Below are 24,151 nucleotides of genomic sequence, written 5' to 3'. Positions count from 1 at the left end.
AAGACATGAAAAGACAAACTGGCATTTGGATAGACTCCTCAAAAGCAATAATTGTTGCTCTTGATGGTGATACAGAAAAAATTACCGAAATAGATTCTGAGGTTGAAAACAGCGTACATCATAATGACGAAGGTAATAAAGGAACTTTCTCAGGACTTCATCATGGCAATAGCGACAAAAAATTTGACGACCGAAAAAAACAAGAGCTGAATTATTTTATAAAATCAGTGCTGTCTTATGTCAAAAAATCGGATGAACTTATTGTTTTTGGTCCCGCACAAACCAAAACTAAACTGGAACAAAAATTAATGACGGATCATTTAATTGAACCCGGAAAACTAAAAGTCGTAGAAACAGCGGATAAAATGACCTTAAACCAGATTGTGGAAAAAGTAAGACGCTTTTACAACCCTTTTGAATATAAAGAACCAAAACCCTAAAGCAAATTTAGCTGCTACGTAATAATTTAAAAACTACAACGCTTTATGGTTGTAGTTTTTTTATTTAAAAAATCATTTTCCTCAATCAATATTCTAAAGAAAACCATAAAAATCTTTCCCTTAGTATTATTTTCCTTTTCTTTATGGCCGAGATTCCAAACGCATTGTATTTTAGATTGTATTACTTATTAAACTGTTTATGAAAACCGGAAAACAAAAATTAATTCTAGCAGCAAAAATACTTTTTGTGTTATTTGTCACTTTAATTATTGCTTTTTATATCTTTCGAGATGCCGTTTTACAACAAACAATAGCAAAAGTTTCTAATGAAATGGAAGTGGATTACAACAGCTCTTTTACGATAAAAAAAGCTTCTTTTGACGGATTATCGGGTTTGAATCTTACCGAAATAATACTGGTTCCAAAAAAAAGAGACACGCTTTTTAAAATCCAAAAACTAAAAACCAGCGTCAATTTATGGCATCTCATAACGGGAGATGTTCAACTTGGAACTTTAGAAGTCCAGAACGGTTTTGTCCAGTTAGTAAAAAAAGGAAAATTGAGGAATTTTGATGCTTTTCTAAAAAAAGACAACCAAACGGAAATAAGCGACGAGAAAAGAGATTACGCACAGTTTGCCTACAGAATAATCTCAAAAGCACTGAATTTAGTCCCTACGGATATGATCTTGGACAATCTTTCTTTTCGACTCAACGATAACGGTAAAAAAGCAACCATTAATTTCCAAAAACTGCGATTGGTCAACAAACAACTAGAAACATCCATTCAAGTTCAGACCAATACTATTTCACAACGGTGGAGAATCAAAGGGTTTGCTGATCCAAGAAACAAAAAAGCCGATATCCGTTTCGTCAATATTGATTCGGGTGCCATCCAAATGCCTTATTTAGACGAGCGTTTCAACCTGAAATCAAGCTTTGACTCTATTCGATTGAATATTCAAAACATAGATAGAGATGGCGACGAATTGCATATTGATGGCTTTATGGCTATTGCCAATTTAAAACTCAACCACCCGAAAATTGCCAGCAAAGATGTTATTCTTAAGAATGCCAAATTTGATTATCGATTCTTATTGGGTTCTGATTTTATTTCGATTGACAGCAGCTCAACAGTTCAGTTGAACAAGATAAAATTTCATCCTTACGTAGCTTACGAAACGGAAAAAGATACGATTTACAAACTCAAGGTTACTATTCCAAAAATGAAAGCGCAGGACTTTATCACCTCGCTACCTGACGGTTTATTCACCCACTTTCAAGGAATGGAAGCGAGCGGTACTTTTGATTACAAATTGGATTTTGCCTTCAACCAAAACAAACCGAATCAGCTGGTTTTTGACAGTAAATTGAAGAAAGAAAATCTGAAAATTACAAAATACGGCGAAGCGAATCTCAACAAACTCAATGGAGAATTTGTGTATCGCGCACTTATAAAAAATGTGTTGCAACGTCCTATTTTAGTTGGTTCTGCCAATCCAAATTATACGCCATTAGACCAAATTTCACCGTATTTAAGAAAATCCGTTTTAACTACAGAAGATCCTTCTTTCTTTTCGCATCGTGGTTTTATCAGCGAGGCTTTCAAACAATCCATAGTCAAAAACATAAGAACCAAAAAGTTTTCCCGTGGCGCCAGCACGATCAGCATGCAATTAGTAAAGAATGCTTTTCTGAGTCGAGAGAAAACCGTATCCCGCAAACTGGAGGAAATTTTATTGGTTTACATTCTGGAAAACAACCGAATTGTGAGCAAGGAACGCATGCTCGAAGTATATTTTAATATTATCGAATGGGGACCAAATGTATATGGTATTGGTGAAGCAAGTCAGTTTTATTTCCAAAAAACACCTTCGGAATTATCGCTGAACGAATGCTTATATCTCGCCCGAATTATTCCAAGTCCCAAGAAATTCATGTACCAATTCAACGATCAAGGGATGTTGAAAGATTTTGCAGTAAAACAAGAATCTTTTCTAACGAATATCATGTTTCGAAGAGGACTTTTGACTCCAGAAGACACTATTTACAAATCCTTACCCATACTAATTTCAGGACCTGCGAAATCTTTTATCAAATTCAAAGTACAAGATTCAACGCAAATAAAAGTGGATTCTTTATCCGTTGACGAAGAATTTGATCTTTAATTAAAAACAACCCTATCAGAGTTTTGAACTGTGATAGGGTTTATTACTTTACGGTGCCGGATCAGGAATCACGGCTTGCACTTCATCAATTGCTTTTAGAATTTCATCCGAAAGTGACACTTGAATCGTATCAATATTTTCTTTTAATTGTTCCAATGTTGTCGCGCCAATAATCGTGCTGGTTACAAACGGCTGTTGTTCTATAAATCCCAAAGACAATTCCGTTAAAGTCAGTCCATTTTTCTTGGCGATTTCCTGATACAATCTTGTAGCTTCAGTACATTGTGCGCTGTTGTATCTGGAATACTGCGGAAACAACTTAATTCTGGCATTTGGATGCGCTTCACCAGTAAGGAATTTACCGGACAAAACTCCAAAAGCCATTGGCGAATACGCCAATAAACCCACATTTTCCCTAAGGCAGACCTCGGCCGAACCGTTTTCAAAAAGTCTGTTCAATAACGAATATGGATTTTGAATCGTTTTTACTCTTGGTAAATTGTTGTATTTGCTTTCCTCTAGAAAACGCATGATTCCCCATGGATTTTCATTTGAAAGTCCGATGTGGTTTATTTTTCCTTCTTTGACAAAACCGTCCAACGTTTCCAATACATTGTGAATGTTATCTTCCCAAGCATCATCCTGCACTTTGAAACCTCGTTGTCCAAAATAATTGGTTTTGCGTTCTGGCCAATGCAATTGGTACACATCAATATAATCCGTTTGTAAGCGTTGTAAACTATTATCCAATGCAAACTTGATACTGGCTGGTGAGAAATCTAATTTCTCTCTCATGTAGCCAAAATTAGGATTGGGTCCGGCAATTTTCGAAGCCAAGACTATTTCTTCTCTTTTTCCTGATTTTTTGAACCAAGTTCCAATAATTTTTTCTGTACTTCCATAAGTTTCCTGACGCGCTGGAACCGAATACATTTCGGCAGTGTCAAAAAAATTAACTCCGTTTTCTAAAGCATAATCCATTTGGGCATGACCATCAGCTTCCGTATTTTGTTGCCCAAAAGTCATGGTTCCAAGGCAAATTTTGCTGACTTTTATATCAGTATTGGGTAAAGTAGTGTATTTCATTTTTAAGGAAATTGTATTTTATTTTTCGAAAACAAAGATAAAATTAGTTTGTGGTTTAAATTTACAGTTAACAGAAAATTGAGAAACGTTTATTTATGACTAAACGGGATATTTAAAAAAATAAAACCGCTAATTCGCCAATCGAAACCTTCCATCGAAAGATGAAATTAGCAGATTTGCGAATAAGAAAAGGTTCTTTTTTTAACCATTAAGAAATTAAGTTTCATTAAGGATCAAAACTTAATTTTCTTAATTTCTTAATGGTGAAACTTCTTAATTTTGGATGCTTTCCAAAACATCTCGTAACCAGAAAACAGAAAGGTTCAAAGCATATACTCTGAACCTTTGCTGCTTTAAAACTTTGCTTCTTTTTTAATTTATCTCATTCAACATTTCGGCAATTTCGTCTAATCTTGGCGTTAGAATGATTTCGATTCTACGGTTTTTAGCTTTCCCATCTGCAGTTGAATTGCTTGCTAATGGGGAGAATTCTCCTCTTCCGGCAGCCGTTAAATTTTGTTTGTTGATTTTCTTGTTTTCGCTTAAAATAGCAACTATTGCTGTCGCTCTTTTGGTTGATAAATCCCAATTATCCGCAATTGGTCCTGAAGCCGTGAAAGCATCATCATCCGTATGACCTTCGATGAGTACTGATATATCTGGGTTGTCACCCAAAACTTTTCCAACTTCAATTACTGCTTTTTTCCCTTCGGAACCTACCGCCCAACTTCCCGAATTGAAAAGTAGTTTGTTCTCCATAGAAACATATACTTTCCCGTTTTTTTGTTCCACTGTCAATCCTTTTCCTTCAAAACTGTTCAAAGCTTTAGACAAAGTTTCTTTTAGTTTTTTCATGCTGGCTTCTTTAGCAGCAATCAAATCTTCTAATTCTTGTAAACGTTGTGCGCTTTTGCTCAATCGCTCTTGTTCTAATGCCAATGCTTTTCCTTTCTCGTCTAATTGATCCAGTAAATCACGATTTTTCTTCATGTTGCTTTGCAAAGCATCACCGCTATTTTTTTCTAAAGCGGCGTAAGAATCTTGCAAGACTTTGAATTTATTTTGAGCCGCTGCGTAATCAGCTTTCAATTTATCCAGTTCGGCTTTGGATTTACTCAAATCAGTTTTTAAGCCGTCACGGTCTAATTCTAATTGATTTTTAGCTTTTAGCAAATCGGCATTTTCATCTGCTAAACTTCTGTTTTCTTTTTTTAAATCGGTGAACTTACTTTCTAAGTCGTTGTATATTTTCTTGGATACACAGGAGGTTGAAAGCGCCAATACTAATAATCCGATGGAAACTCTTTTAATCATTTTGTATGTATTTATGTTGTTTCTAATGTTGTTTTGAAAGAAAAATTTCAAATTGTATTCGAATGCCCTAGCCCAGATAAAAGTGGAAATCCTTGTTCTTTTTTCTTTAAAAACAACAAGATTGCAATCTAGTCTTTAGGACGAGACGGGAAATTGCTCTAGATTACTCTATTTCTACCAAAATTGGGCAATGATCCGAATGCACGGCATCTGATAAAATAACGGCTCTTTTTAATTTATGTTTTAAAGAATCGCTGACTAAATTATAATCGATGCGCCAACCCTTGTTGTTTCCTCTGGCTCCGGCACGGTAACTCCACCACGAATATTGGTGCGGCTCGTTGTTGAAATGGCGAAAACTATCGACAAATCCAGACTTCATAAATCCATCGAGCCAGGCTCTTTCTTGCGGCAAAAATCCGGAAACATTTTTGTTTCGGATTGGATCGTGAATGTCAATTGCCTCATGGCAAATATTATAATCACCGCAGATAATTAGGTTTGGCGTATCTTTTTTAAGTTCGTTGATGTAGGTTTGAAAATCATCCATGAACATGAATTTATGGTCCAATCGATCGATATTTGTCCCTGATGGCAAGTACAAACTCATCACTGAAAATCCATCAAAATCAGCGCGGAGGTTTCTTCCTTCGAAATCCATGTAGTGAATTCCGGTTCCGTGAACGACATTATTGGGTTTGATTTTCGATAGAATCGCTACGCCACTATATCCTTTTTTGGTTGCTGAATAGTAATATTGGTACGGATAACCCGCTTTTGCAATATCTTCGACTGGGATTTGGTCTTCGGTTGCCTTAATTTCCTGAAGACAAATAATGTCCGGATTTGCGTGTTGCAACCAGTCGATAAATCCTTTTGAAATGGCGGCTCTGATTCCGTTTACGTTGTATGAAATAATTCTCATTAAAAAAAAATTTGAATTTCTTCCGAAAAACTATTTTTTGCCTGCAGTTATCAGGAACCCACTTTTTTATTTTCTCGGAAAAAATTATATTGTTAAGATGTGGGTTTCAAATGTAACAAAAAACTAGAAGTTTGATTCAGAAAAATAGAGAAAATGGAGTTTTTTGCTATCTTTGTTTCTTGCTCTAAAAAAACAAAAGATACATGGGTTTAGTAACCGCGAAAGAAGTTGCAAAAGCAATAAATGCAGACAAGTACGGAGTTCTGGGGACTTTTTCTGGCTGGATGCTGATGAAGGTGCTAAAAATCTCGACCTTAAACAAAGTGTACGACAGAAATAAACAGTTAAAAGATGTTGCGTTTTTAAATGGGATATTAGATGACTTACAAATAAAATTCGAAATTCCGGAAGAAGATTTAAAACGTTTACCAAAAGAAGGCGCTTATATCACCATTTCAAATCATCCTCTGGGAGGTATTGATGGTGTTTTATTATTGAAACTAATGCTTGAAAGAGAGCCAAATTTCAAAATAATAGCCAATTTTCTTTTGCATCGTATTGCCCCTCTCAAGAAATACATCATGCCAGTAAATCCTTTTGAAAATCATAAGGATGCCAAATCAAGCGTAGTGGGAATTAAAGAAACTCTACGTCATTTAAGCGATGGGAAACCATTAGGAATGTTTCCTGCCGGAGAAGTTTCTACTTACAAAGATGGAAAATTGATGGTGGATAAACCTTGGGAAGAAGGTGCAATTAAAGTCATTAGAAAAGCCCAAGTTCCTGTTGTCCCAATTTATTTTCATGCAAAAAATAGCCGATTGTTTTATTTGCTGTCTAAAATAAGCAGTACTTTTAGAACAGCAAAACTACCTTCGGAAGTGTTCAGCCAGAAACGACGGGTGATTAAAGTCCGTATTGGTAAACCAATTTCTGTAAGCGAACAAAACGAACATGCAACTATTGAGGAATATTCGGAATTTTTAAGAAAGAAAACCTACATGTTAGCTAATCCTTTCGAAAAAGAAAGCAACTTTTTACCAACACCCACTTTAAAAATTCCTAAAAGCCCAAAGAAAATTGTTACTGCCGCAAGTCAGGACAAAATGATTAAGGAAGTAGATGCATTACGCAGCACGGATTGCCGACTTTTACAAAGTAAAAATTACGAAGTTTTCTTTGCAAGAGCATCTAAAATTCCTAATATCCTACATGAAATTGGCCGTCTTCGAGAAATCACTTTCAGAGAAGTAGGAGAAGGAACAAACGAACCTATTGATTTAGACAAACACGACCAATATTACCATCATCTTTTTTTGTGGGATAATGAAGCCCATAAAATTGCTGGTGCATACCGAATGGGCTTGGGTTCAGAAATTTATCCAAAGTATGGAATAAATGGTTTCTACCTCAACGACTTATTCCGATTTGAACCCGAACTATATGATATGATGCACAAATCCATAGAAATGGGTCGCGCTTTCATCATCAAAGAATACCAACAAAAACCAATGCCTCTTTTTCTTCTTTGGAAAGGAATTATGCATACTACGTTACGTTACCCAGAACATAAATTTCTACTGGGGGGTGTGAGTATCAGTAATCAATTTTCAGATTTTTCAAAATCACTGATGATTGAATTCATGAAATCCAATTATTACGATCCTTACATAGCACAATACATTCACCCCAAGAAAGCCTATAAAGTAAAACTAAAAGATGCCGACAAAGATTTCATTTTTAACGAAACCGAATCGGATTTGAATAAGTTTGATAAAATTATTGACGAATTGGAACCAGGAAGTTTGCGTTTACCGGTTTTGATTAAAAAATACATCAAACAAAACGCAAAAGTGGTTGCTTTTAATGTGGATCCGCTGTTTAATAATGCTGTAGATGGATTAATGTATATCAGAATTGCAGATATTCCGGAAAGCACCATGAAGCCCGTAATGGAAGAATTTCAGGCTGAACTGGAACGAAAATTAAATGACAAAGAAGACTAGTAACCACTAGATATAAAAAATCCCGTCTCGTCCTAAAAAGACGAGACGGGATTTTTTATATAAATTAATTTATCTCCAGATGGACTCTTTCAAAATAGAATCTAAAGAATTGTTTTTTATAAAGAAAATTAATCTTATGAGATGATATCCAACAAGAAAAACACCCAAACCATAAGCTAGTCTTTTATTGTACATAACAGCATTAAAATACTCTTTTTTAGTAATTAATTCCATAGACAGTATAACAATGCTGACAACACTAAATGTAATCACAAAAGGACCTAAAATATGATAGCTTATGCTCTTGTAAAAATTCCCCTGATAAAAATAAACCAATGACTTTGTAATTCCACAACCGGGACATGGAAAGCCTGTAATCATTTTGAAAGGACACATAGACTGATCAGTCTCAAGATGATTATCACCATTAGTAAACATTAAAAAAAACGGAATCATCAACGTGAGAACAGCGCCTATAATTCCGTAAATTTTACGTTTATCTTTACTATTAATTGTATAATTTATTGATGTCATTTTGAACTATCATTGCGGCAATCATTGGAAAGAAAAGCCCTAAAATAAGCAGCAAAACCGTATCGTCTTTTTGAGCTGAACCTGATCTACTATACACATCCGGAAGTCCGTCTCTGCCTGCTAAATAAAAGAAATAAATATTTACAGGATAACAACAGCCCGCAAATATGGCGATAGGTTGTGAGATAACTTCTCGCTCAGAAACAGCATTAAAAACTTCTGCAACTTTAATATTCCAATAAATTAAATACAATCCACAGGTTAAAAACCCAAAAATTAATACTAATACTGGATCTACTTTAAATACTGGAATGGGTTTCCTTGGAGTGTTCCAAGTTTCTTGTACGATTTCTTCCATTTTGGTTTGGTTAGGTTAAATTTAAGTTAGTTAAAATATTGAAATTAAAATTTTATTGAAATGCAGTATCTATTGGTTCCCAAAGTTCTATCTTATTTCCTTCGCTATCCAAAATCCAGCCAAATTTTCCATACTCATAAGTCTCCATATCACCCACAATTGTTACACCTTCATCCGATAATTTTTGTAATAATTTTTCTAAATCATCTACTCTAAAGTTTTGCATGAACTGTTTTTCGCTTGGAGCAAAATATGCAGTATCATCTGCAAATGGTGACCATTGGGTAGAACAATCATTCCCCTCTTTGTCTTTCCACCAAAAAGTGGAGCCATATTGATCCGTTTTTAAACCTAAATGTTTTCCGTACCAAGCAACCAGTTCTTTTGGATTTTTTGATTTAAAAAAGAAACCCCCAATTCCCGTGACGCGTTTCTCCGACTCGGCAACTTTGGCTTGACCAAAATATTTTGCTTTTATTTTATCTACAATGACTTGCGCCAATCGTTCATGGCTTTCGAATGTCCAGCCGGCAATATGCGGACTCAGAATCACATTCTTAGCTTTCAACAAATATTGAAAAGCTTCGGGAGTATTTTTATCGTGAAAAAGGGTTTCGAATGACAACTTCTCGTATTCCAAAACATCTAAACCAGCTCCGAGAATTTTACCGGATTGCATAGCGGCAACCAAATCGGCAGTGACAATATTATTACCACGAGAGGTATTTATGATCCAAAATGGTTTTGCAAATCCATTGATAAAATCACTGTCAACCATTTTATCGGTTTCAGGAGTCCAAGGAATATGCAGGCTTACTACATCTACTTTTTGCTGGAATTCTGCTAATGAAACCTGCTTTGCATTGACATCGCCTACATTTACCTGAATATCATAACAAAGGACTTCAACATCAAAACCACGGAGTTTCTTAGCAAATGATTTTCCCATGTTTCCGTAACCTATAATCCCAACTATTTTTCCGTCGAGTTCATGACCGCGGTTGCTTTCACGGTTCCAATGTCCGGAGCGTATCTCACTATCTGCTTCATTCAATTTATTAAAAAGGGATAAAATCATTCCCAATGTATGTTCGGCAACAGCATTTCGATTTCCTTCCGGAGCAGCGATAAGCGTAATGTTTTTGGATGCTGCATAGTCGCAATCGATACTTTCTAATCCGGCTCCAACGCGCGCAATGAATTGTAAATTAGTGGCTTTGTCCAAAAATGTTTTGTCAATCTTGAAACGGCTTCGGATAACAATACCCTGATACTCTTGAATTTTGGCTTCAATTTCCTCTTTTGACGAGGTGAAATCGCTGTGATTTATAAATCCAGAATGCTGCAATTGATCCCAAAGTAAGGAATTATTGCTATCGATATGAAGGATTTTGATGTCCATAAAATGTACTTTTTTAATACTTCAAATTAACAAAAAAATTACGGTTTATTGTTTTATCAAAGAAAATTAGCTCATAAAATCGTAAATTAGCATTCTCAATTTTTATTATAAATCGTATGCTTATAATAAATGAAAACCGAAAAATGAAATTAACGAAAACATTCAACGCTTTTTTCGAAAGCGAAAAAGCCGGTGGACTCTTATTACTTTTTGTAACAACACTCTCTCTTTTATTAGCCAATTCTCCCGTTCAAACCGAATATATTGCATTTTGGGAAACCAATATTGGCAGCCATTCCATAACACATTGGATCAATGACGGTTTAATGGCTATCTTTTTTCTACTCATTGGTTTAGAATTAGAACGTGAAATGTATCAAGGAGAACTATCCAGTATAAAAAATGCGGCTTTACCTATTTTTGGAGCCTTGGGCGGAATGGTTGTTCCTGCCGGAATCTTTTTACTGTTTAATTTTGGAACTATCACACAAAATGGAGCCGGAATCCCTATGGCGACAGATATTGCTTTTGCTATTGGAATCCTGTCACTTTTAGGAAATCGTGTTCCTACATCTTTGAAAGTATTCCTGACTGCGCTTGCCGTAATCGATGATTTAGGCGCTATTATGGTAATTGCCATATTTTACACGGACACTATTGCTTATCTAAATTTATTTATCGCTTTTGCTATTATGGGTGGTTTATTTATCCTGAACCGAAGAAAAGTACACAGTCTTATTCCTTATTTGATTGGTGGAGCAGCGATGTGGTATTTCATGCTAAATTCAGGAGTGCATGCGACAATAACCGGAGTATTATTAGCCTTTGTAATTCCTTTTGGAAATGGAGGCAAAAAAACATCTTCGTACCGATTACAGCATTTTTTACACAAACCAGTGGCGTTTTTTATTCTTCCTTTGTTTGCCATAGCAAATACGTGCATTGCTATAAATTCAGATTGGCATGAGGGATTGAATCATCCCAACACAATTGGAATTATGCTAGGGCTTGTTGTGGGAAAACCATTGGGAATCTGGTTGTTTTCACTACTGGCGGTTAGTTTAGGAATTTGTACGCTGCCAAGAGATCTAAAATGGAGCAGTATTCTAGGCGCAGGAATGCTGGGCGGAATAGGTTTTACAATGTCTATTTTTATTACGCTTCTTGCTTTTAAAAACGACGGAGAAGAAGTAATCACGTATTCCAAAATTGCGATTCTAATTGCTTCATTCATTGCCGGAACCATTGGTTTCTTATGGTTAAAATTTAATTTGAAACCTGCTAGAGCAAAAAAATAACACAATATATTAATTACAATTAATTTAATCAAAAAAGCCTCGTTTAAGTAATATTAAACAGGCTTTTTTTGATGCGTAGTAACAGCTTTTACTTTGAATAACTTATCGCAAAACTATTTTTGAAATTTCTTTTCTTAATGAATAAATATGGCATAAATGAAATAATCATCACAGAAGAAAATTTTTGAAGTATTGCAAATTGAATAATCAAACCTGTTACTACCATTCCTGTTAGCATCCCAAATCCAAGATTGTACGTAAGACTGGGATTTATGGTCAGTACTTTCGTTTCTCCCTCCTTAAGTAGTATTTCTTCTGTTTGAAAAGAAATTCCATCACCAATTTCAATATTATGTTTTCCGGGTAAAACAATATATTCTTTCCGGTTGTTGTTGTAGTTCATCTCACAATCCATTTCATTGGCTATGCGCAACACATAACGATTAGATTTATTATAAACTCCACTACTTTTAGACATTCTGACTACAATTGTGCTCTGATTCATCTTGAGATTATTTATTGGTTGCCAAACGGTTAAAGTGCCGTTATATGGTTCTGGCAGAAATCTAAACTATTTTTTCCTAAAAGGCATATCCTATTCCTATATGCAAATAAGGAATGTATTGATTTCTATTATACGCTCCATCTACATTCTGCACATTACCATTAACTGAATTCTCTTTCAAATACACCACACGATACCCAAACCCTAAAGCAGTCTCATAAGTGAAATGATTTCCTATTTGGCGTTTTAAACCCCAGGTGGGAACAATAGCTAAATCAGCCGTTTTGGTTACGTTATCCGCTAAATTAATCACAAACCAGTCCGGGTGATAACTTGTCCTGATTGAAACATAATTGCCGCTATTATTGGCTGTTTTTTTACCTTTTGCATTCCTTTTTTCCAGATTGTAATAATATTTTGGTTCTACAGTTAGTACCGGTTGCAAAATAAAACCGGCGCCATCGTAATGATCTCCAACCGTAAAATCCTTTTCAAGACCAATTTCACTTCGTAATGCGATGCTACTTGACAATTTGCTTTCATTGTTAAACCAAATTCCGGTGTGTACTCCAAATCCGGTTTGTATTCCAAAAATTGATTTTTCAACGGGTACTTCTTGAGCGTTTGCATTTAGATTGAATACTAAAACCAGTACTGTTATTACTTTCTTCATTTATTATACTTGTTGTTTATTATTTATGATTCAAACCTTTTTTGCAGATTTCTGTTTACTTATTAGTCCAATAATCAACTACGGTAACTTTATCTGGCGCGGGACTCAAAACAGCCACAAAAGCTTTGTGATCCGGATGAATCAAATACGCATCCCTATCGGCTTCACTGTTGAATGTTAAGGTAAAACAATGCGTCAAACCATTATTCAAGTTTTCAGGACTGTTATTAATTCCCCATTCATACGCTTTTATCAATTTGATTTTATGTTCTAAATTCCCAAAAGCAGTTACCACTTTATCAATTGCTACCGTATCGGTTCCGGGTTTCCAACCAAACATCACCACATGCCTAAGCACTTGTTTTTGTTTATTTTGTTGTGCATTTGCGGTATAACTTGAAATTAAAATAAGAGTTAAAAGAAGTAGTTTTTTCATGGTAGTTTTTTTTCAAATATAGTATTTATTTGAGTGTGTAAACAAATATCAATATTTGCGAAGCTTAAGTAAAAAAATTGCTCAAAGTCAGAGACATTTGCGCAGCTTAGATAATCAAAATTTTACGGAACTAGAAACTTATCCCTTAATTTGTTTCAAAGACGTTTTGATGCCTCGTATCAGGGACGAACTGAATCCGTGCATTTCCATTTCGTTCAACCCGGCTATGGTACAGCCTTGTGGTGTAGTTACGCGGTCAATTAATTGTTCCGGGTGCACTTTTTCTTCTAGTAACATTTCGGCAGCGCCTTTTACGGTTTGTGCCGAAATGGCTAATGCGGTTTGCCAGTCAAATCCTATTTCGATTCCGGCTTGCATCGATGCGCGAATGTATCGCAACGCAAAAGCAGTTCCGCTGGCCGCAAGAACAGTTGCTGCATCCATTAATTTTTCGTCAATAATAGGAGCGGTTCCCAAACTCTGAAAAAGAGAAACTACATCTTGCGCTTTCTCTTTGTCTTTTTCGTGAAACGCAATACAAGTTGCTGATGCACCAAACTGTGCCGCAATATTGGGCATGATTCGGATGGCACTATTAGCAACACCTATTTTGTTTTGTAAATTTTCTATGGACAATCCACTCACTGCCGACGCAATAATTTTATTCGAAATTACAGGAAGGATTTCGGCTAAAACAGTATCTACTTGGTACGGTTTTATAGTCAAGATAATGACATCGGCCTCCTGAATCTGATGGATATTATTCGTAGAAACCGTAGCGCCTAATTTTTCAAGATACAGAATGCTTGATGTGTTTCTTCTGGTTACGGTTACTTGGTTCTCTGGTGAAAATTTTGATAGTCCTAATGCGATAGAAACGCCTAAGTTTCCGCCGCCAATAATGTGTACTTTCATGCTGGTTGTGGTTTTTCCTCTCCCCTCCCGAAGCTTCGGGACTCTCCAAAGAAAAGTAAGCCGTTAGGGAAAAGTGTTGGTTGTGTAGTTATAGTTGTATTAGTTATTTTTTAATTTCTCTCTATTCTCTTAGTTCAATTCTTTCTTAAAATCCCAGAATCATTTTTGCTATCGAAAAATAAATCAGAATTCCGCAAATATCATTACTTGTAGTGATAAACGGTCCGGTAGCCAATGCGGGGTCAATCCCAAATTTATCGAGTAACAACGGAACAAAAGTTCCTATTAACGATGCAATAATAATTACCGACATCAATGCTATAGTAACAATAACGCCAATGATCAATTCGACATTCAATAGAAAATGACTTCCTAAAAACAATATCGTAGCCAAAATCAGTCCGTTTAATAAACTTAGTGACACTTCTTTGACCAATCTATTAAACAAGGATCCGCTCAACGTATTGTTTGCCAAACCCTGTACTATAATTGCTGATGATTGTACGCCTACATTTCCTGCCATTGCGGCAATAAGTGGTGTGAAAAAGAACAAATTCCCATGCTCAAACATCGCTCCTTCAAACAAGCCAAGCACTTTTACGGAGATAAAACCACCCAAAAGAGCCAAAACCAACCAAGGCAATCGTGCTTTTGTATGTTCAAAGATGCTGTCATCCGCTTCAACGTCTTGCGAGATACCTGCTGCCAACTGGTAATCCTCATCTGCTTCATCCTTGATTACGTCCACAATATCATCGATGGTGATTCTTCCCACTAATCGTCCCATTTCATCTACGACAGGAATGGCTTCTAAATCGTATTTTTGCATGATTCGAGCTACCTCAACATCTTCGGTATCTACTTTTACGGAGTTTAATTTTCGGATGTAAACATCACTTACCGGTGTTCTGGAAGAAGTGGTCAATAAATCCTTGAGTGACAAACGCCCTTTCAATCTATCTTCATCATCCACGACATAAATCGAATGGACTCTGGAGATGTTTTCGGCCTGAATGCGCATTTCTTTTACACACGTGAGGACATTCCAATTTTCATTGACTTTAACCAATTCCTTGTGCATGATTCCACCTGCGGTATCCTCATCATAACGCAATAAGTCAACAATATCTTTGGCGTGCTCAACATCCTGAAGTTCTGATATTACTTCGGCTTTCAAATCTTTCGAAAGCTCCGCAATAATATCGGCTGCATCATTTGTTTCCAGCTCATCTAATTCTTCCGCAATCTCTTTTGGCGAAAGCCTGCTTAATATATTTTCCCGCAAATCATCTTCTAGTTCCAGAAGAATTTCGGCGGTTTTTTCACTGTCTAAAACTTTAAAAATATAGGTCGCTTCATTAAAATCAAGCTCATCGAGAATTTCAGCAATATCAGCATGGTGCATATCATTCAATAACACTTCCAGTTGCTGGTCGTTTTTATTTTGAATGAGTTGCTCTAATTCCTGAATTAATTCTTTGCTGATTTTAAACTCCATCGGCTTCTATTTTTTGGGTGAGTTCTATGAACTGTTCTACATTTAATTGTTCTGGACGAAGGTCAAAAATTTTATCTTCTCTCAAACTATCCGACAAATTTAAGATTTTTAAGCTATTTCGTAACGTTTTGCGTCGTTGTTGAAAGGCCGTTTTCACTACCGTGAAAAACAATTTCTCACCACATGGCAAGCTGTAATCTTTCTTTCTGCGCAAACGTAAAACTCCCGATTTCACCTTTGGTGGCGGAATAAAAACATTTTCATCAACCGTAAATAAATATTCCGCATCATAAAAAGCCTGAACTAAAACTGACAGAATTCCATAGGCTTTTGTTCCCTTTTTTTCGCAAATACGTTGTGCCACTTCTTTCTGGAACATTCCCGCAAATTCCGGAATCTGATCGCGGTATTCCAAAGTTCTAAACACAATTTGTGTCGAAATATTATACGGGAAATTCCCAATAATAGCGAATTGTTTCCCTTCGAAAATATCGTTGATGTTGTATTTTAAGAAATCTTTAGAAATGATTCTGTCTTTTAATTTTGGATAATTTTGGTCCAAATACGTCACTGATTCCGTATCGATTTCTATAACGTAGGTGTTCACCGGTTTATCCAACAAATATTTTGTCAAAACTCCCATTCCCGGACCTATCTCTAATACATCATCATATCCTTCTAAGTTCAACGTGTCGGCAATGTCTTTTGCAATGCTTTCATCTTTCAAGAAATGTTGTCCGAGGTGTTTTTTGGCTGTTACTTTTTCCATGTTTTTTGTTTTGCCACGAAGGCACTAAGGCACAAAGTGTATTTTATTTCAAATTGGAGATCGCAGATTGCGACTTCAAGATTGTGGTTCAAAACGACAATCTGAATGTGATTGCTTCGTTCCTTGCAATGACTCTAAAAATCTGCAATCAATTCTAATTCTGTTCTAAAAGCAAGCATTTTGTCTCCAAATAATTTCAATCCTTCTTCGCGAAAAGCCGGTGCATCTTCCTGGTAATATTTCTCCAAAGTTTCTTTGCTGTCCGTTGCATATTGAACTGAATAGGTTACTCCGCCCATTTCTTCTTCAATTAAAACCCGTACCATTCTAGCCGAAGAGAATTTTCCAGTAGCCAAAATTTCGGGAATGTGTTTGTATTGCATCCAAATCATCCATTGATCGTGAACGCTTTCATGTATGTTTGTGGTAACGTTGTATAATATCATTTTTTTTGTTTAACTGGTTAATTGTTTAACTGGTTAATCGATTCGACAATTAAACAGTTAAACTTTTTTACAAATTAGTATCTCCTCGCAATTGTCTGAATTTTTTCCTGGCTTCCACAAAATAAATACTGTCCTGATGATTGAACAATACCTTTTCATATAGTGGCTTCGCTTTTTCAGGTAACGATTGCTTGTTATATATTTCTGCCGAAAAATACAACGCTTCGTCTATGTAAATTCCGTCGCTATGTTGGTCGATAATCATTTGGTATTGGCTTAAAGCCAAAGCAAAATCACCTTTCTTTTCATATATTTTCCCTAATCGCAACAAGGTTACAGCCTCTATTTCTTGTCCTTTATAGTTTTTCAAAATCGTCTGAAACTGTGCTACCGCTTCCTGATTCCTGTTTTGATACAACAGATAATCTCCTTTGGCAAATTGCTTCAAAGCCGTTTGTGTCGAATCAGCAACAGTATTGTCATTGATTAACAGAAAATATTCCAAAGCATCATTCGCAATCAACTGCGTATTGGCTGATTTCAATTCCTTAAATTGTTTCAACGCCCACGCAAAATCGGTTTTGAAATAACTGGTTTTTGCTGCTTTCAGACTGGCTTCATGTGCCATTACATCATTCTTCAAATCCAATTCAATCTGTGAATAATAGATCAAAGCCTGGTTGAATTTTTCTTCGTAAAGCAAAATATCTGCCAGTTCCATTTTGGCATTAGCCACTTCATAATCATTCAATTGCAATTCCAGCGCTCTCTTAACTATTACTTTTCCTTCTTCCGGTTTTTTCAATTTAAATGCCGTGAAATGTGCCTGAATCAGCTGCAAAGATAAGGTAAAAGGACTTATTTCGAATTGTTTCAACAAACCGTCTAATTCTGTGCTGATGGCTGCAAAGTCATTTTCGGATGCTTTTTCAATTTTCATGGTTACCAAATAAGAATTCGCTTGGATCAGCAATTCTAAATCTTGTGTGTTTTCCAATACAAATCCCAAAATTTCTTTAGCCGCTTCCTGATTCTCTTCTTCAATAGCCAGTTGCCCTAAATTTACAATATTGGCAAGCGATTCCGGATTACGTTTGTAAATGGCTTTTTCCTGAATAAAAGCTTTTTCGAACTCTTTTTGCTGTACATAAAACCAGCTCAAATAATGATTCCAAAAGAGGTCTTGATTTTTCTGGGTTCTTAAAATCAGCGCTTTCCGTAATGTTTTATTGAAGTTTGCGTCACCTTCATCAACCATAAAACGAACCAGTTGATTTTGGATTCTAATGGAGTTTTGAGGATTGGCAAACGCCTCTTCCAGAAAAGTGGAAATCATCATTTCCATATTAGACAATTGACCGTAAAGCAACCCTATTTGATAATTGAAATTAAAGTTCGGTTCTAATTGTGTAGCGGTTTGGTAGGATTTCAGCGCATATTCGAGCAACACTTTTCTCTCAAAAGCATTTGAAATTCCGTAGACTTCATTTGGATTTTTTCTGATTCGGTCTAATGCCTGATCGTAGTAAATCTTAGCTTTGGCATCATTTTTTTGCAACTGAAAATTATACCCTAATTCCACCAGAAGATTCCCTTGATTGTACTTGTCAAGTCGTTCTTGAATGGCTTTTTCGGCACTTTCAAATTGTTGCAATTGCTGCGAACAGTCTATTATTCTTAAAAAATATTGGGAGTTTAACGGAATCTCTTGCAGCAACTCTTCATAACTGATTTTTGCTTTTTCAAAATCGCCTTTGTCATAATAATACTGCGCTAATTGTTCGTTTTGTGAAAAACAAACTAATGAAAAAAACAGGGTAATATGTAGAAAGAGTTTTTTCATTGTTTCAATTGCAATTTGTTTCGTCAAACATCTCTTTTTTAAACAGATAAGTCATATAATTTTACAAAAACTTATATGACTTATCTGTTGAAGATTTTTAGTTTATAATGTCAAACCCGCAATACGGACGCAAAACCTCAGGGATTACGATACCTTCCGGAGTTTGGTAATTTTCTAAAATTCCTGCCAAAACTCTTGGCAAAGCCAATGCACTTCCGTTTAAGGTGTGTGCTAATTGGTTTTTTCCGTCTTTGTCTTTGAAACGCAATTTCAAACGATTGGCTTGAAAAGTCTCAAAATTAGAAACTGAACTGATTTCTAACCAACGATCTTGCGCCGTAGAAAACACTTCGAAATCATACGTCAAAGCTGAAGTGAATCCCATATCTCCACCACAAAGACGCAATATTCTGTATGGTAATTTCAATTCCTGTAATATATTTTTAACGTGTTCGACCATTCCGTCCAAAGCTTCGTATGATTTATCCGGATGTTCTACACGTACAATTTCCACTTTGTCAAATTGATGCAAACGGTTCAATCCACGTACGTGCGCACCATAAGAACCTGCTTCACGACGGAAACATGGCGTGTAAGCCGTTGTTAAAACGGGTAATTCATTTTCGTTCAAAATCACGTCACGAAACAAATTCGTAACTGGAACCTCAGCCGTTGGAATCAAGTACAAATCATCCGTTTTATCGTGATACATTTGCCCTTCTTTGTCCGGCAATTGTCCCGTTCCGTAAGCAGACGCTTCATTGACCATGTGTGGCACCTGAACTTCATTATATCCCGCAGCAGTATTTTTATCCAAGAAATAATTGATCAAGGCGCGTTGTAATCGTGCTCCTTTTCCTTTATACACCGGAAATCCTGCTCCTGTGATTTTTACTCCAAGTTCAAAATCGATGATGTCGTATTTTTTTACCAATTCCCAATGCGGTTGTGCTCCTTCGTGCAAAACTGGAATTTCCCCTTCTTCAAAAACGTTTAAATTTTCTTCCGGTGTTTTTCCAACAGGAACAATATCAGCCGGAAGATTGGGTAACGTGTATAATTTTTCCAAAAGTTCTGCGGCAAGTACATCAGCCGTTTCAGCTAAAGCTTTGCTTTTCTCTTTGTTTAAAACGGTTTTTTCTTTTAGAATGGCGGCTTTCGATTTCTCACCCGCTTTCATCAATTCGCCAATATCTTTGGATAATTTATTAGATTCGGATAAAATGTTGTCTAGCTCCACTTGCGTAGCGCGACGTTTTTCATCCAGTTGTACCACTTCTTCAACAACACTTGTAGCATCGATGTTTCTCTTTGCCAAAGCCTTGATTACTTTTTCTTGATTCTCTCTAATAAATGCGATTTGTAACATAGCTTGATTTTTTTAACGCTAACTTTTATAATAATGGAAGCAAATTTAAGGAAATGTTTGATAGAAATGGGGGAAAAAATTCGTCAAAAGTCGAAAGTCATAAAGTCCAATACTAATGTATGATTCAAATGCCCTAATGTTTAATTTACATTGACAACAGAACTTCAAAAAAACAAATAAAAACAGGACTTTAAAAACTTTATGACATTGGACTTTTGACTTACTTTAGTCTCTTTTAATCTCATGACCTACAAATTCTTCTAAGGTTGCAAACATGTCGTCTACAGAAAGAACTTCAAAATCTGGGTGGGTTTTTAAGAAAGCAGCATTCAAAGTAATTAAATTTTCTTCTATTTCAAAAAAAGTGTCGTTGTTAAGCAAATCTCGGATAGGATTTACACCTTCCAATTTCCCTTTCAGGAATTTATTCAGTTTTACACTGCTCATTAATTTTACTTTTTTGGATTGCTGTTGGAACAATTCCAAATGTTTTTCGGCGCCAATTAATACCAAACCTTCTTCGATTAATTCGTTTAGTTCTTTATCCCAACCGGAATTGTATACAAACTGAGCAAAATTTCCTTCGGTATATTGTGAGGTATAATAATCTAAATAATAACTCATTATGGCATCTTCGTGAATCAAATCATCGTTCACACCTTCCTCACGCATTAAGTTGATTACTGAAATATTAGAGTGAATTACATCTTGGAGATTTTCACTGTTCATTGCTGTTTCTGAAATAATTATTCTACCGAATTCCATAGGTTTTGTGTTTGAATATGTGCTGCAAATTTCGGGTAAATAAAAACAGAAATGAAATACAATGCGATTTATATGACATCAGATTCGTCACTACTCTTTTTCTGATTCATTTTTGAAACTAAAGCTTTCAAACGCAACGCTTTTTCTTTTTTTTCTTCTTGAAGTTTAGCCTTTTTCCGATTGAGCAATTTGCTATGTAAAGCCTTATTTTTAGTGTTTTTTTCGGGTCCTTTTGCCATGATATAGAAACTACTTTAATTACGGTTACAAATATAAAAAAAGCTACATTATAAATGTAGCTTTCATAAGTGATGAGTTATTGATAAAATATTACTAACAAGAAGCTTGAACCCGATAGAATAGAACTATTTGCTAAAAAAGAAATCATGTATATCAATTATCTCAGCTCTTCCTATCTGAACTAAATCCCTAGTTTCTTTTAGAAAAATCCCTAGTGATCTTTCATTATATATAAATTTCATTTCATTTGAATAATCTGCAACAACATACATATCGCCAGATAACTCAAAAAAAGGAACTACAATTTTACCGTTAATTTTTACACCCTTATTTACAATTTTACCTTCCACTAGTTTATCTTTAATTAATTTATTATCATTAACTCCAGAAGCAACTTTAACGTAAGATGTCATCATTTTGATCCATTCACTTTCATCAATTAAATACCATTTCACTTTATCAAAATTAACTCCGCTTTCATTTACCCAGCCATTACTTGTAAACCCAAACAATACCTGTTTTTTACCATCAAGTACAGACTTTTCTTGTGGCTGAAACTCCTGAACATTATATAATATAACAGAAACAGAAGACATGTCTTTTAATTTTTTACCTTCAAAAGCTAACGTTTTTAATGAAAAACTGGTTAACTCAGGGTGGTTATTTAATATCCACTGTGTTGCCTTTAATTCTGCCTGCTCTTTCATTTGATCAACCGCAAAAATACCGGCACCAATGGCTGCTATACCAGCAATAGCAGCTACCGCTACCGTACCATTATTTTGAGCTTCCACTTTTTTAGGAATCAATATTAATACGATAATTAGTAATGTAATTAGTTTTCTCATTTTATTTAAATTAGGTTGTTTTATTAAACTAGCATTCGTTGCTACTGTGCCGTCAAATTTATCGATACTAAAAAATATACATTTACGGCTTTCCTCATTTGACAAAAAAATTGTAACCTACAGCGGGAAATAGCTCCAAATAAAACAAAAAATGTAATTTATTTACTCCAGTACGAACGAGTCGCGACTTGTCACTACCATAAAAAATCTTATTTTTGCACTCAATAAAATTGAATCATGATACAGAATCCAAAAAGATATACGATTACAGCAGCATTGCCATATACGAACGGACCGATTCACATTGGCCATTTAGCGGGTGTTTACGTGCCTTCGGACATATATTCCAGATATTTAAGATTGCAGGGAAGAGACGTATTGTTTGTTTGCGGAAGTGACGAGCACGGCGTGGCGATTTCGATGAAAGCCAAAAAAGAAGGCATTACCCCACAGGAAGTAATTGATAAATATGATGGAATCATTCGTAAATCATTCTCTGATTTTGGAATTTCGTTTGATAATTATTCCAGAACTTCGGCTAAAATCCATCATGATACCGCTTCGGGATTTTTTAGAAAACTGTATGAACAAGGTGATTTTATTGAAGAAGTGACCGAGCAATTGTATGATGCAAAAGCAGATCAATTCTTGGCAGACCGTTTTGTTGTGGGAACTTGCCCGAAATGTGGCAACGAAGAAGCCTACGGTGACCAATGCGAAAAATGTGGTTCGACATTGAACGCTACGGATTTAATCAATCCTAAATCGACAATTACTGGAGAAACTCCTATTTTGAAATCAACGAAACACTGGTTTTTACCTTTGGACCGTTATGAAGAGTTTTTGAAAGAGTGGATTCTTGTTGGACATAAAAACGATTGGAAACCGAATGTTTACGGGCAAGTAAAATCATGGATTGACGGCGGATTAGAGCCTCGTGCGGTAACTCGTGACTTGGATTGGGGAATTGACGTTCCTGTTGAAGGTGCTGAAGGAAAAAAATTATACGTGTGGTTTGATGCGCCGATTGGCTACATTTCTTCTACGAAAGAATGGGCTTTGCGCGAAGGAAAAGATTGGGAACCGTACTGGAAAGATCAGGATACAAAACTGGTTCACTTTATTGGGAAAGACAATATTGTTTTCCATTGCATCATTTTCCCTGCGATGTTGAAAGCGGAAGGAAGTTATATTTTGCCGGATAATGTTCCTGCGAACGAGTTCTTGAACTTGGAAGGAAACAAATTGTCGACTTCTAAAAACTGGGCGGTTTGGCTGCACGAATATTTGAAAGAATTCCCTAATCAGCAAGATGTTTTGCGTTATGCCCTGACATCGAATGCGCCGGAAACTAAGGATAATGATTTTACTTGGAAAGATTTTCAGGCTAGAAATAACAATGAATTGGTTGCCATTTACGGGAATTTCATTAATCGTGTTGTGGTTTTAACCAATAAATACTACAACGGAATTGTTCCACAACCAAACGAACTTTCGGAAGTGGATGAAGCAACTTTAACCGAATTGAAAGCGTATCCAGCTGTAATTTCGAGTTCTGTGGAACGTTACAGATTCCGTGAAGCGTTAAGTGAATTGATGAATGTAGCTCGTTTAGGAAATAAATATTTGGCTGACGAAGAGCCTTGGAAAGTGATCAAAGACAATCCAGAACGCGTACATACTCAAATGTATGTGGCGTTGCAAATTGCAGCGGCTTTAAGTTCACTTTGCGAACCTTTCTTACCGTTTACGGCTAAAAAATTATCAGGAATTCTAAAAATAGAAAGTCCGTTGAACTGGAATACTATTGCTCAAAATTCTGATTTGATTCCGGCTGGACACCAAATTGGCGAAGCGGAATTATTGTTTGCTAAAATTGAAGACGAGGAAATCCAAAAACAAATAGACAAACTGGAAGCGACTAAAACTGCCAATACTGCCGAAAACAAAAAAGCAGAACCGCAGAAAGAAGCGATTCAATTTGAGGATTTTGCCAAAATGGATATCCGTACAGGAACGATTCTGGAAGCCGAAAAAATGCCAAAAGCGAACAAGCTTTTGATTTTAAAAGTAGATACTGGAATTGATGTTCGCACCATCGTTTCAGGAATTGCAGAGAGTTTTAAACCAGAAGATATTATTGGTAAAAAAGTTACTGTTTTAGTGAATTTGGCTCCAAGAAACCTTCGTGGCGTAGAAAGCCAAGGAATGATTTTGATGACTACGAATGCTGAAGGAAAATTGGTTTTTGTGAATCCGGATGCTGATGGTGTTGCGAATGGAGAAACGATAAATTAAGACTTTTTGAAAAAAG

Annotated in this window: 23 protein-coding genes; 5 read left to right on the top strand and 18 right to left on the bottom strand. The window is 35.8% G+C overall.

Annotated elements, in window-relative coordinates; genetic code table 11:
• Positions 1-5: 5 nt before the first annotated feature.
• A complete protein-coding gene (locus tag QLS65_RS05085) occupies positions 6-440 on the top strand; it encodes a hypothetical protein (protein ID WP_282715611.1) in 435 nt (144 codons plus the stop codon).
• 199 nt (positions 441-639) lie between these two features.
• The gene (locus QLS65_RS05080) at positions 640-2,607 is read left to right on the top strand and encodes a transglycosylase domain-containing protein (RefSeq protein ID WP_282715609.1); all 1,968 of its coding nucleotides are present in this window, start codon (positions 640-642) and stop codon (positions 2,605-2,607) included.
• Between the two features lie 48 nt (positions 2,608-2,655).
• Here the strand turns inward: QLS65_RS05080 and QLS65_RS05075 are convergent, their stop codons facing one another.
• The 3 genes from QLS65_RS05075 to QLS65_RS05065 form a co-directional block, all read right to left on the bottom strand.
• Positions 2,656-3,693 (bottom strand): aldo/keto reductase, encoded by a 1,038-nt coding sequence (locus QLS65_RS05075; protein ID WP_282715607.1) that lies wholly within the window; start codon positions 3,691-3,693, stop codon positions 2,656-2,658.
• Positions 3,694-4,065: 372 nt separating this feature from the next.
• On the bottom strand, positions 4,066-5,007 hold the full coding sequence (locus QLS65_RS05070; RefSeq protein ID WP_282713305.1) for an OmpA/MotB family protein: 942 nt from the start codon (positions 5,005-5,007) through the stop codon (positions 4,066-4,068).
• 163 nt (positions 5,008-5,170) lie between these two features.
• The gene (locus QLS65_RS05065; protein ID WP_282715605.1) at positions 5,171-5,932 is read right to left on the bottom strand and encodes an exodeoxyribonuclease III; all 762 of its coding nucleotides are present in this window, start codon (positions 5,930-5,932) and stop codon (positions 5,171-5,173) included.
• Between the two features lie 203 nt (positions 5,933-6,135).
• Between QLS65_RS05065 and QLS65_RS05060 the strand changes: the two genes are divergently transcribed.
• Positions 6,136-7,938, top strand: coding sequence for a lysophospholipid acyltransferase family protein (locus QLS65_RS05060; RefSeq protein ID WP_282713303.1), 1,803 nt, complete (start codon positions 6,136-6,138; stop codon positions 7,936-7,938).
• Positions 7,939-8,007: 69 nt separating this feature from the next.
• Here the strand turns inward: QLS65_RS05060 and QLS65_RS05055 are convergent, their stop codons facing one another.
• The 3 genes from QLS65_RS05055 to QLS65_RS05045 are packed head-to-tail and all read right to left on the bottom strand — an operon-like array spanning position 8,008 to position 10,232.
• Positions 8,008-8,472 carry a DUF2752 domain-containing protein gene (locus QLS65_RS05055; RefSeq protein WP_282713302.1) on the bottom strand — a complete coding sequence of 155 codons (465 nt, stop codon included), beginning with the start codon at positions 8,470-8,472 and terminating at the stop codon, positions 8,008-8,010.
• Complete coding sequence (locus tag QLS65_RS05050; protein ID WP_282713301.1) at positions 8,447-8,830, bottom strand: DUF4234 domain-containing protein; 384 nt, start codon at positions 8,828-8,830, stop codon at positions 8,447-8,449. Before QLS65_RS05050 ends, QLS65_RS05055 begins: the two co-directional genes overlap by 26 nt.
• 52 nt (positions 8,831-8,882) lie before the next feature.
• On the bottom strand, positions 8,883-10,232 hold the full coding sequence (locus QLS65_RS05045; RefSeq protein ID WP_428831869.1) for an NAD(P)-dependent oxidoreductase: 1,350 nt from the start codon (positions 10,230-10,232) through the stop codon (positions 8,883-8,885).
• 143 nt (positions 10,233-10,375) lie between these two features.
• Here QLS65_RS05045 and nhaA point away from each other — a divergent pair, with 143 nt between their 5' ends.
• Positions 10,376-11,530 (top strand): Na+/H+ antiporter NhaA, encoded by a 1,155-nt coding sequence (gene nhaA / locus QLS65_RS05040; protein WP_282715602.1) that lies wholly within the window; start codon positions 10,376-10,378, stop codon positions 11,528-11,530.
• Between the two features lie 88 nt (positions 11,531-11,618).
• Here the strand turns inward: nhaA and QLS65_RS05035 are convergent, their stop codons facing one another.
• The 12 genes from QLS65_RS05035 to QLS65_RS04980 form a co-directional block, all read right to left on the bottom strand.
• On the bottom strand, positions 11,619-12,035 hold the full coding sequence (locus tag QLS65_RS05035; protein WP_282715601.1) for a hypothetical protein: 417 nt from the start codon (positions 12,033-12,035) through the stop codon (positions 11,619-11,621).
• A 76-nt stretch (positions 12,036-12,111) separates the two neighbouring features.
• Entirely contained in the window at positions 12,112-12,708 is a 597-nt protein-coding gene (locus QLS65_RS05030; RefSeq protein ID WP_282715599.1) for a hypothetical protein, read from the bottom strand.
• A 55-nt stretch (positions 12,709-12,763) separates the two neighbouring features.
• Positions 12,764-13,144, bottom strand: coding sequence for a Dabb family protein (locus QLS65_RS05025; RefSeq protein WP_282713298.1), 381 nt, complete (start codon positions 13,142-13,144; stop codon positions 12,764-12,766).
• 138 nt (positions 13,145-13,282) lie between these two features.
• The gene (proC, locus tag QLS65_RS05020) at positions 13,283-14,059 is read right to left on the bottom strand and encodes a pyrroline-5-carboxylate reductase (protein ID WP_282715597.1); all 777 of its coding nucleotides are present in this window, start codon (positions 14,057-14,059) and stop codon (positions 13,283-13,285) included.
• Positions 14,060-14,204: 145 nt separating this feature from the next.
• Complete coding sequence (mgtE, locus tag QLS65_RS05015) at positions 14,205-15,557, bottom strand: magnesium transporter (RefSeq protein WP_099713861.1); 1,353 nt, start codon at positions 15,555-15,557, stop codon at positions 14,205-14,207.
• Entirely contained in the window at positions 15,547-16,326 is a 780-nt protein-coding gene (gene rsmA, locus QLS65_RS05010; protein WP_282715594.1) for a 16S rRNA (adenine(1518)-N(6)/adenine(1519)-N(6))-dimethyltransferase RsmA, read from the bottom strand. The genes mgtE and rsmA overlap by 11 nt, the downstream gene beginning before the upstream one ends.
• 134 nt (positions 16,327-16,460) lie before the next feature.
• Positions 16,461-16,772 carry a DUF4286 family protein gene (locus QLS65_RS05005; protein WP_282713961.1) on the bottom strand — a complete coding sequence of 104 codons (312 nt, stop codon included), beginning with the start codon at positions 16,770-16,772 and terminating at the stop codon, positions 16,461-16,463.
• Between the two features lie 67 nt (positions 16,773-16,839).
• Positions 16,840-18,615 (bottom strand): tetratricopeptide repeat protein, encoded by a 1,776-nt coding sequence (locus QLS65_RS05000; RefSeq protein WP_282715780.1) that lies wholly within the window; start codon positions 18,613-18,615, stop codon positions 16,840-16,842.
• A gap of 97 nt (positions 18,616-18,712) precedes the next feature.
• Positions 18,713-19,984, bottom strand: coding sequence for a serine--tRNA ligase (gene serS / locus QLS65_RS04995; protein ID WP_282715592.1), 1,272 nt, complete (start codon positions 19,982-19,984; stop codon positions 18,713-18,715).
• Positions 19,985-20,209: 225 nt separating this feature from the next.
• The gene (locus tag QLS65_RS04990) at positions 20,210-20,749 is read right to left on the bottom strand and encodes a DMP19 family protein (protein ID WP_282715590.1); all 540 of its coding nucleotides are present in this window, start codon (positions 20,747-20,749) and stop codon (positions 20,210-20,212) included.
• 68 nt (positions 20,750-20,817) lie between these two features.
• On the bottom strand, positions 20,818-20,988 hold the full coding sequence (locus QLS65_RS04985) for a hypothetical protein (RefSeq protein WP_282715589.1): 171 nt from the start codon (positions 20,986-20,988) through the stop codon (positions 20,818-20,820).
• Between the two features lie 126 nt (positions 20,989-21,114).
• Positions 21,115-21,942 carry a hypothetical protein gene (locus tag QLS65_RS04980; RefSeq protein WP_282715588.1) on the bottom strand — a complete coding sequence of 276 codons (828 nt, stop codon included), beginning with the start codon at positions 21,940-21,942 and terminating at the stop codon, positions 21,115-21,117.
• A 132-nt stretch (positions 21,943-22,074) separates the two neighbouring features.
• On the opposite strand from QLS65_RS04980, the gene metG reads away from it, so the two are divergent.
• A complete protein-coding gene (gene metG, locus QLS65_RS04975) occupies positions 22,075-24,135 on the top strand; it encodes a methionine--tRNA ligase (RefSeq protein WP_282715587.1) in 2,061 nt (686 codons plus the stop codon).
• Positions 24,136-24,151 lie beyond the last annotated feature (16 nt).

It is taken from the genome of Flavobacterium algoritolerans, assembly GCF_030010385.1.
GTDB classification, from domain to species: domain Bacteria; phylum Bacteroidota; class Bacteroidia; order Flavobacteriales; family Flavobacteriaceae; genus Flavobacterium; species Flavobacterium algoritolerans.
This window is presented reverse-complemented; position numbering and strand designations above follow the sequence as displayed.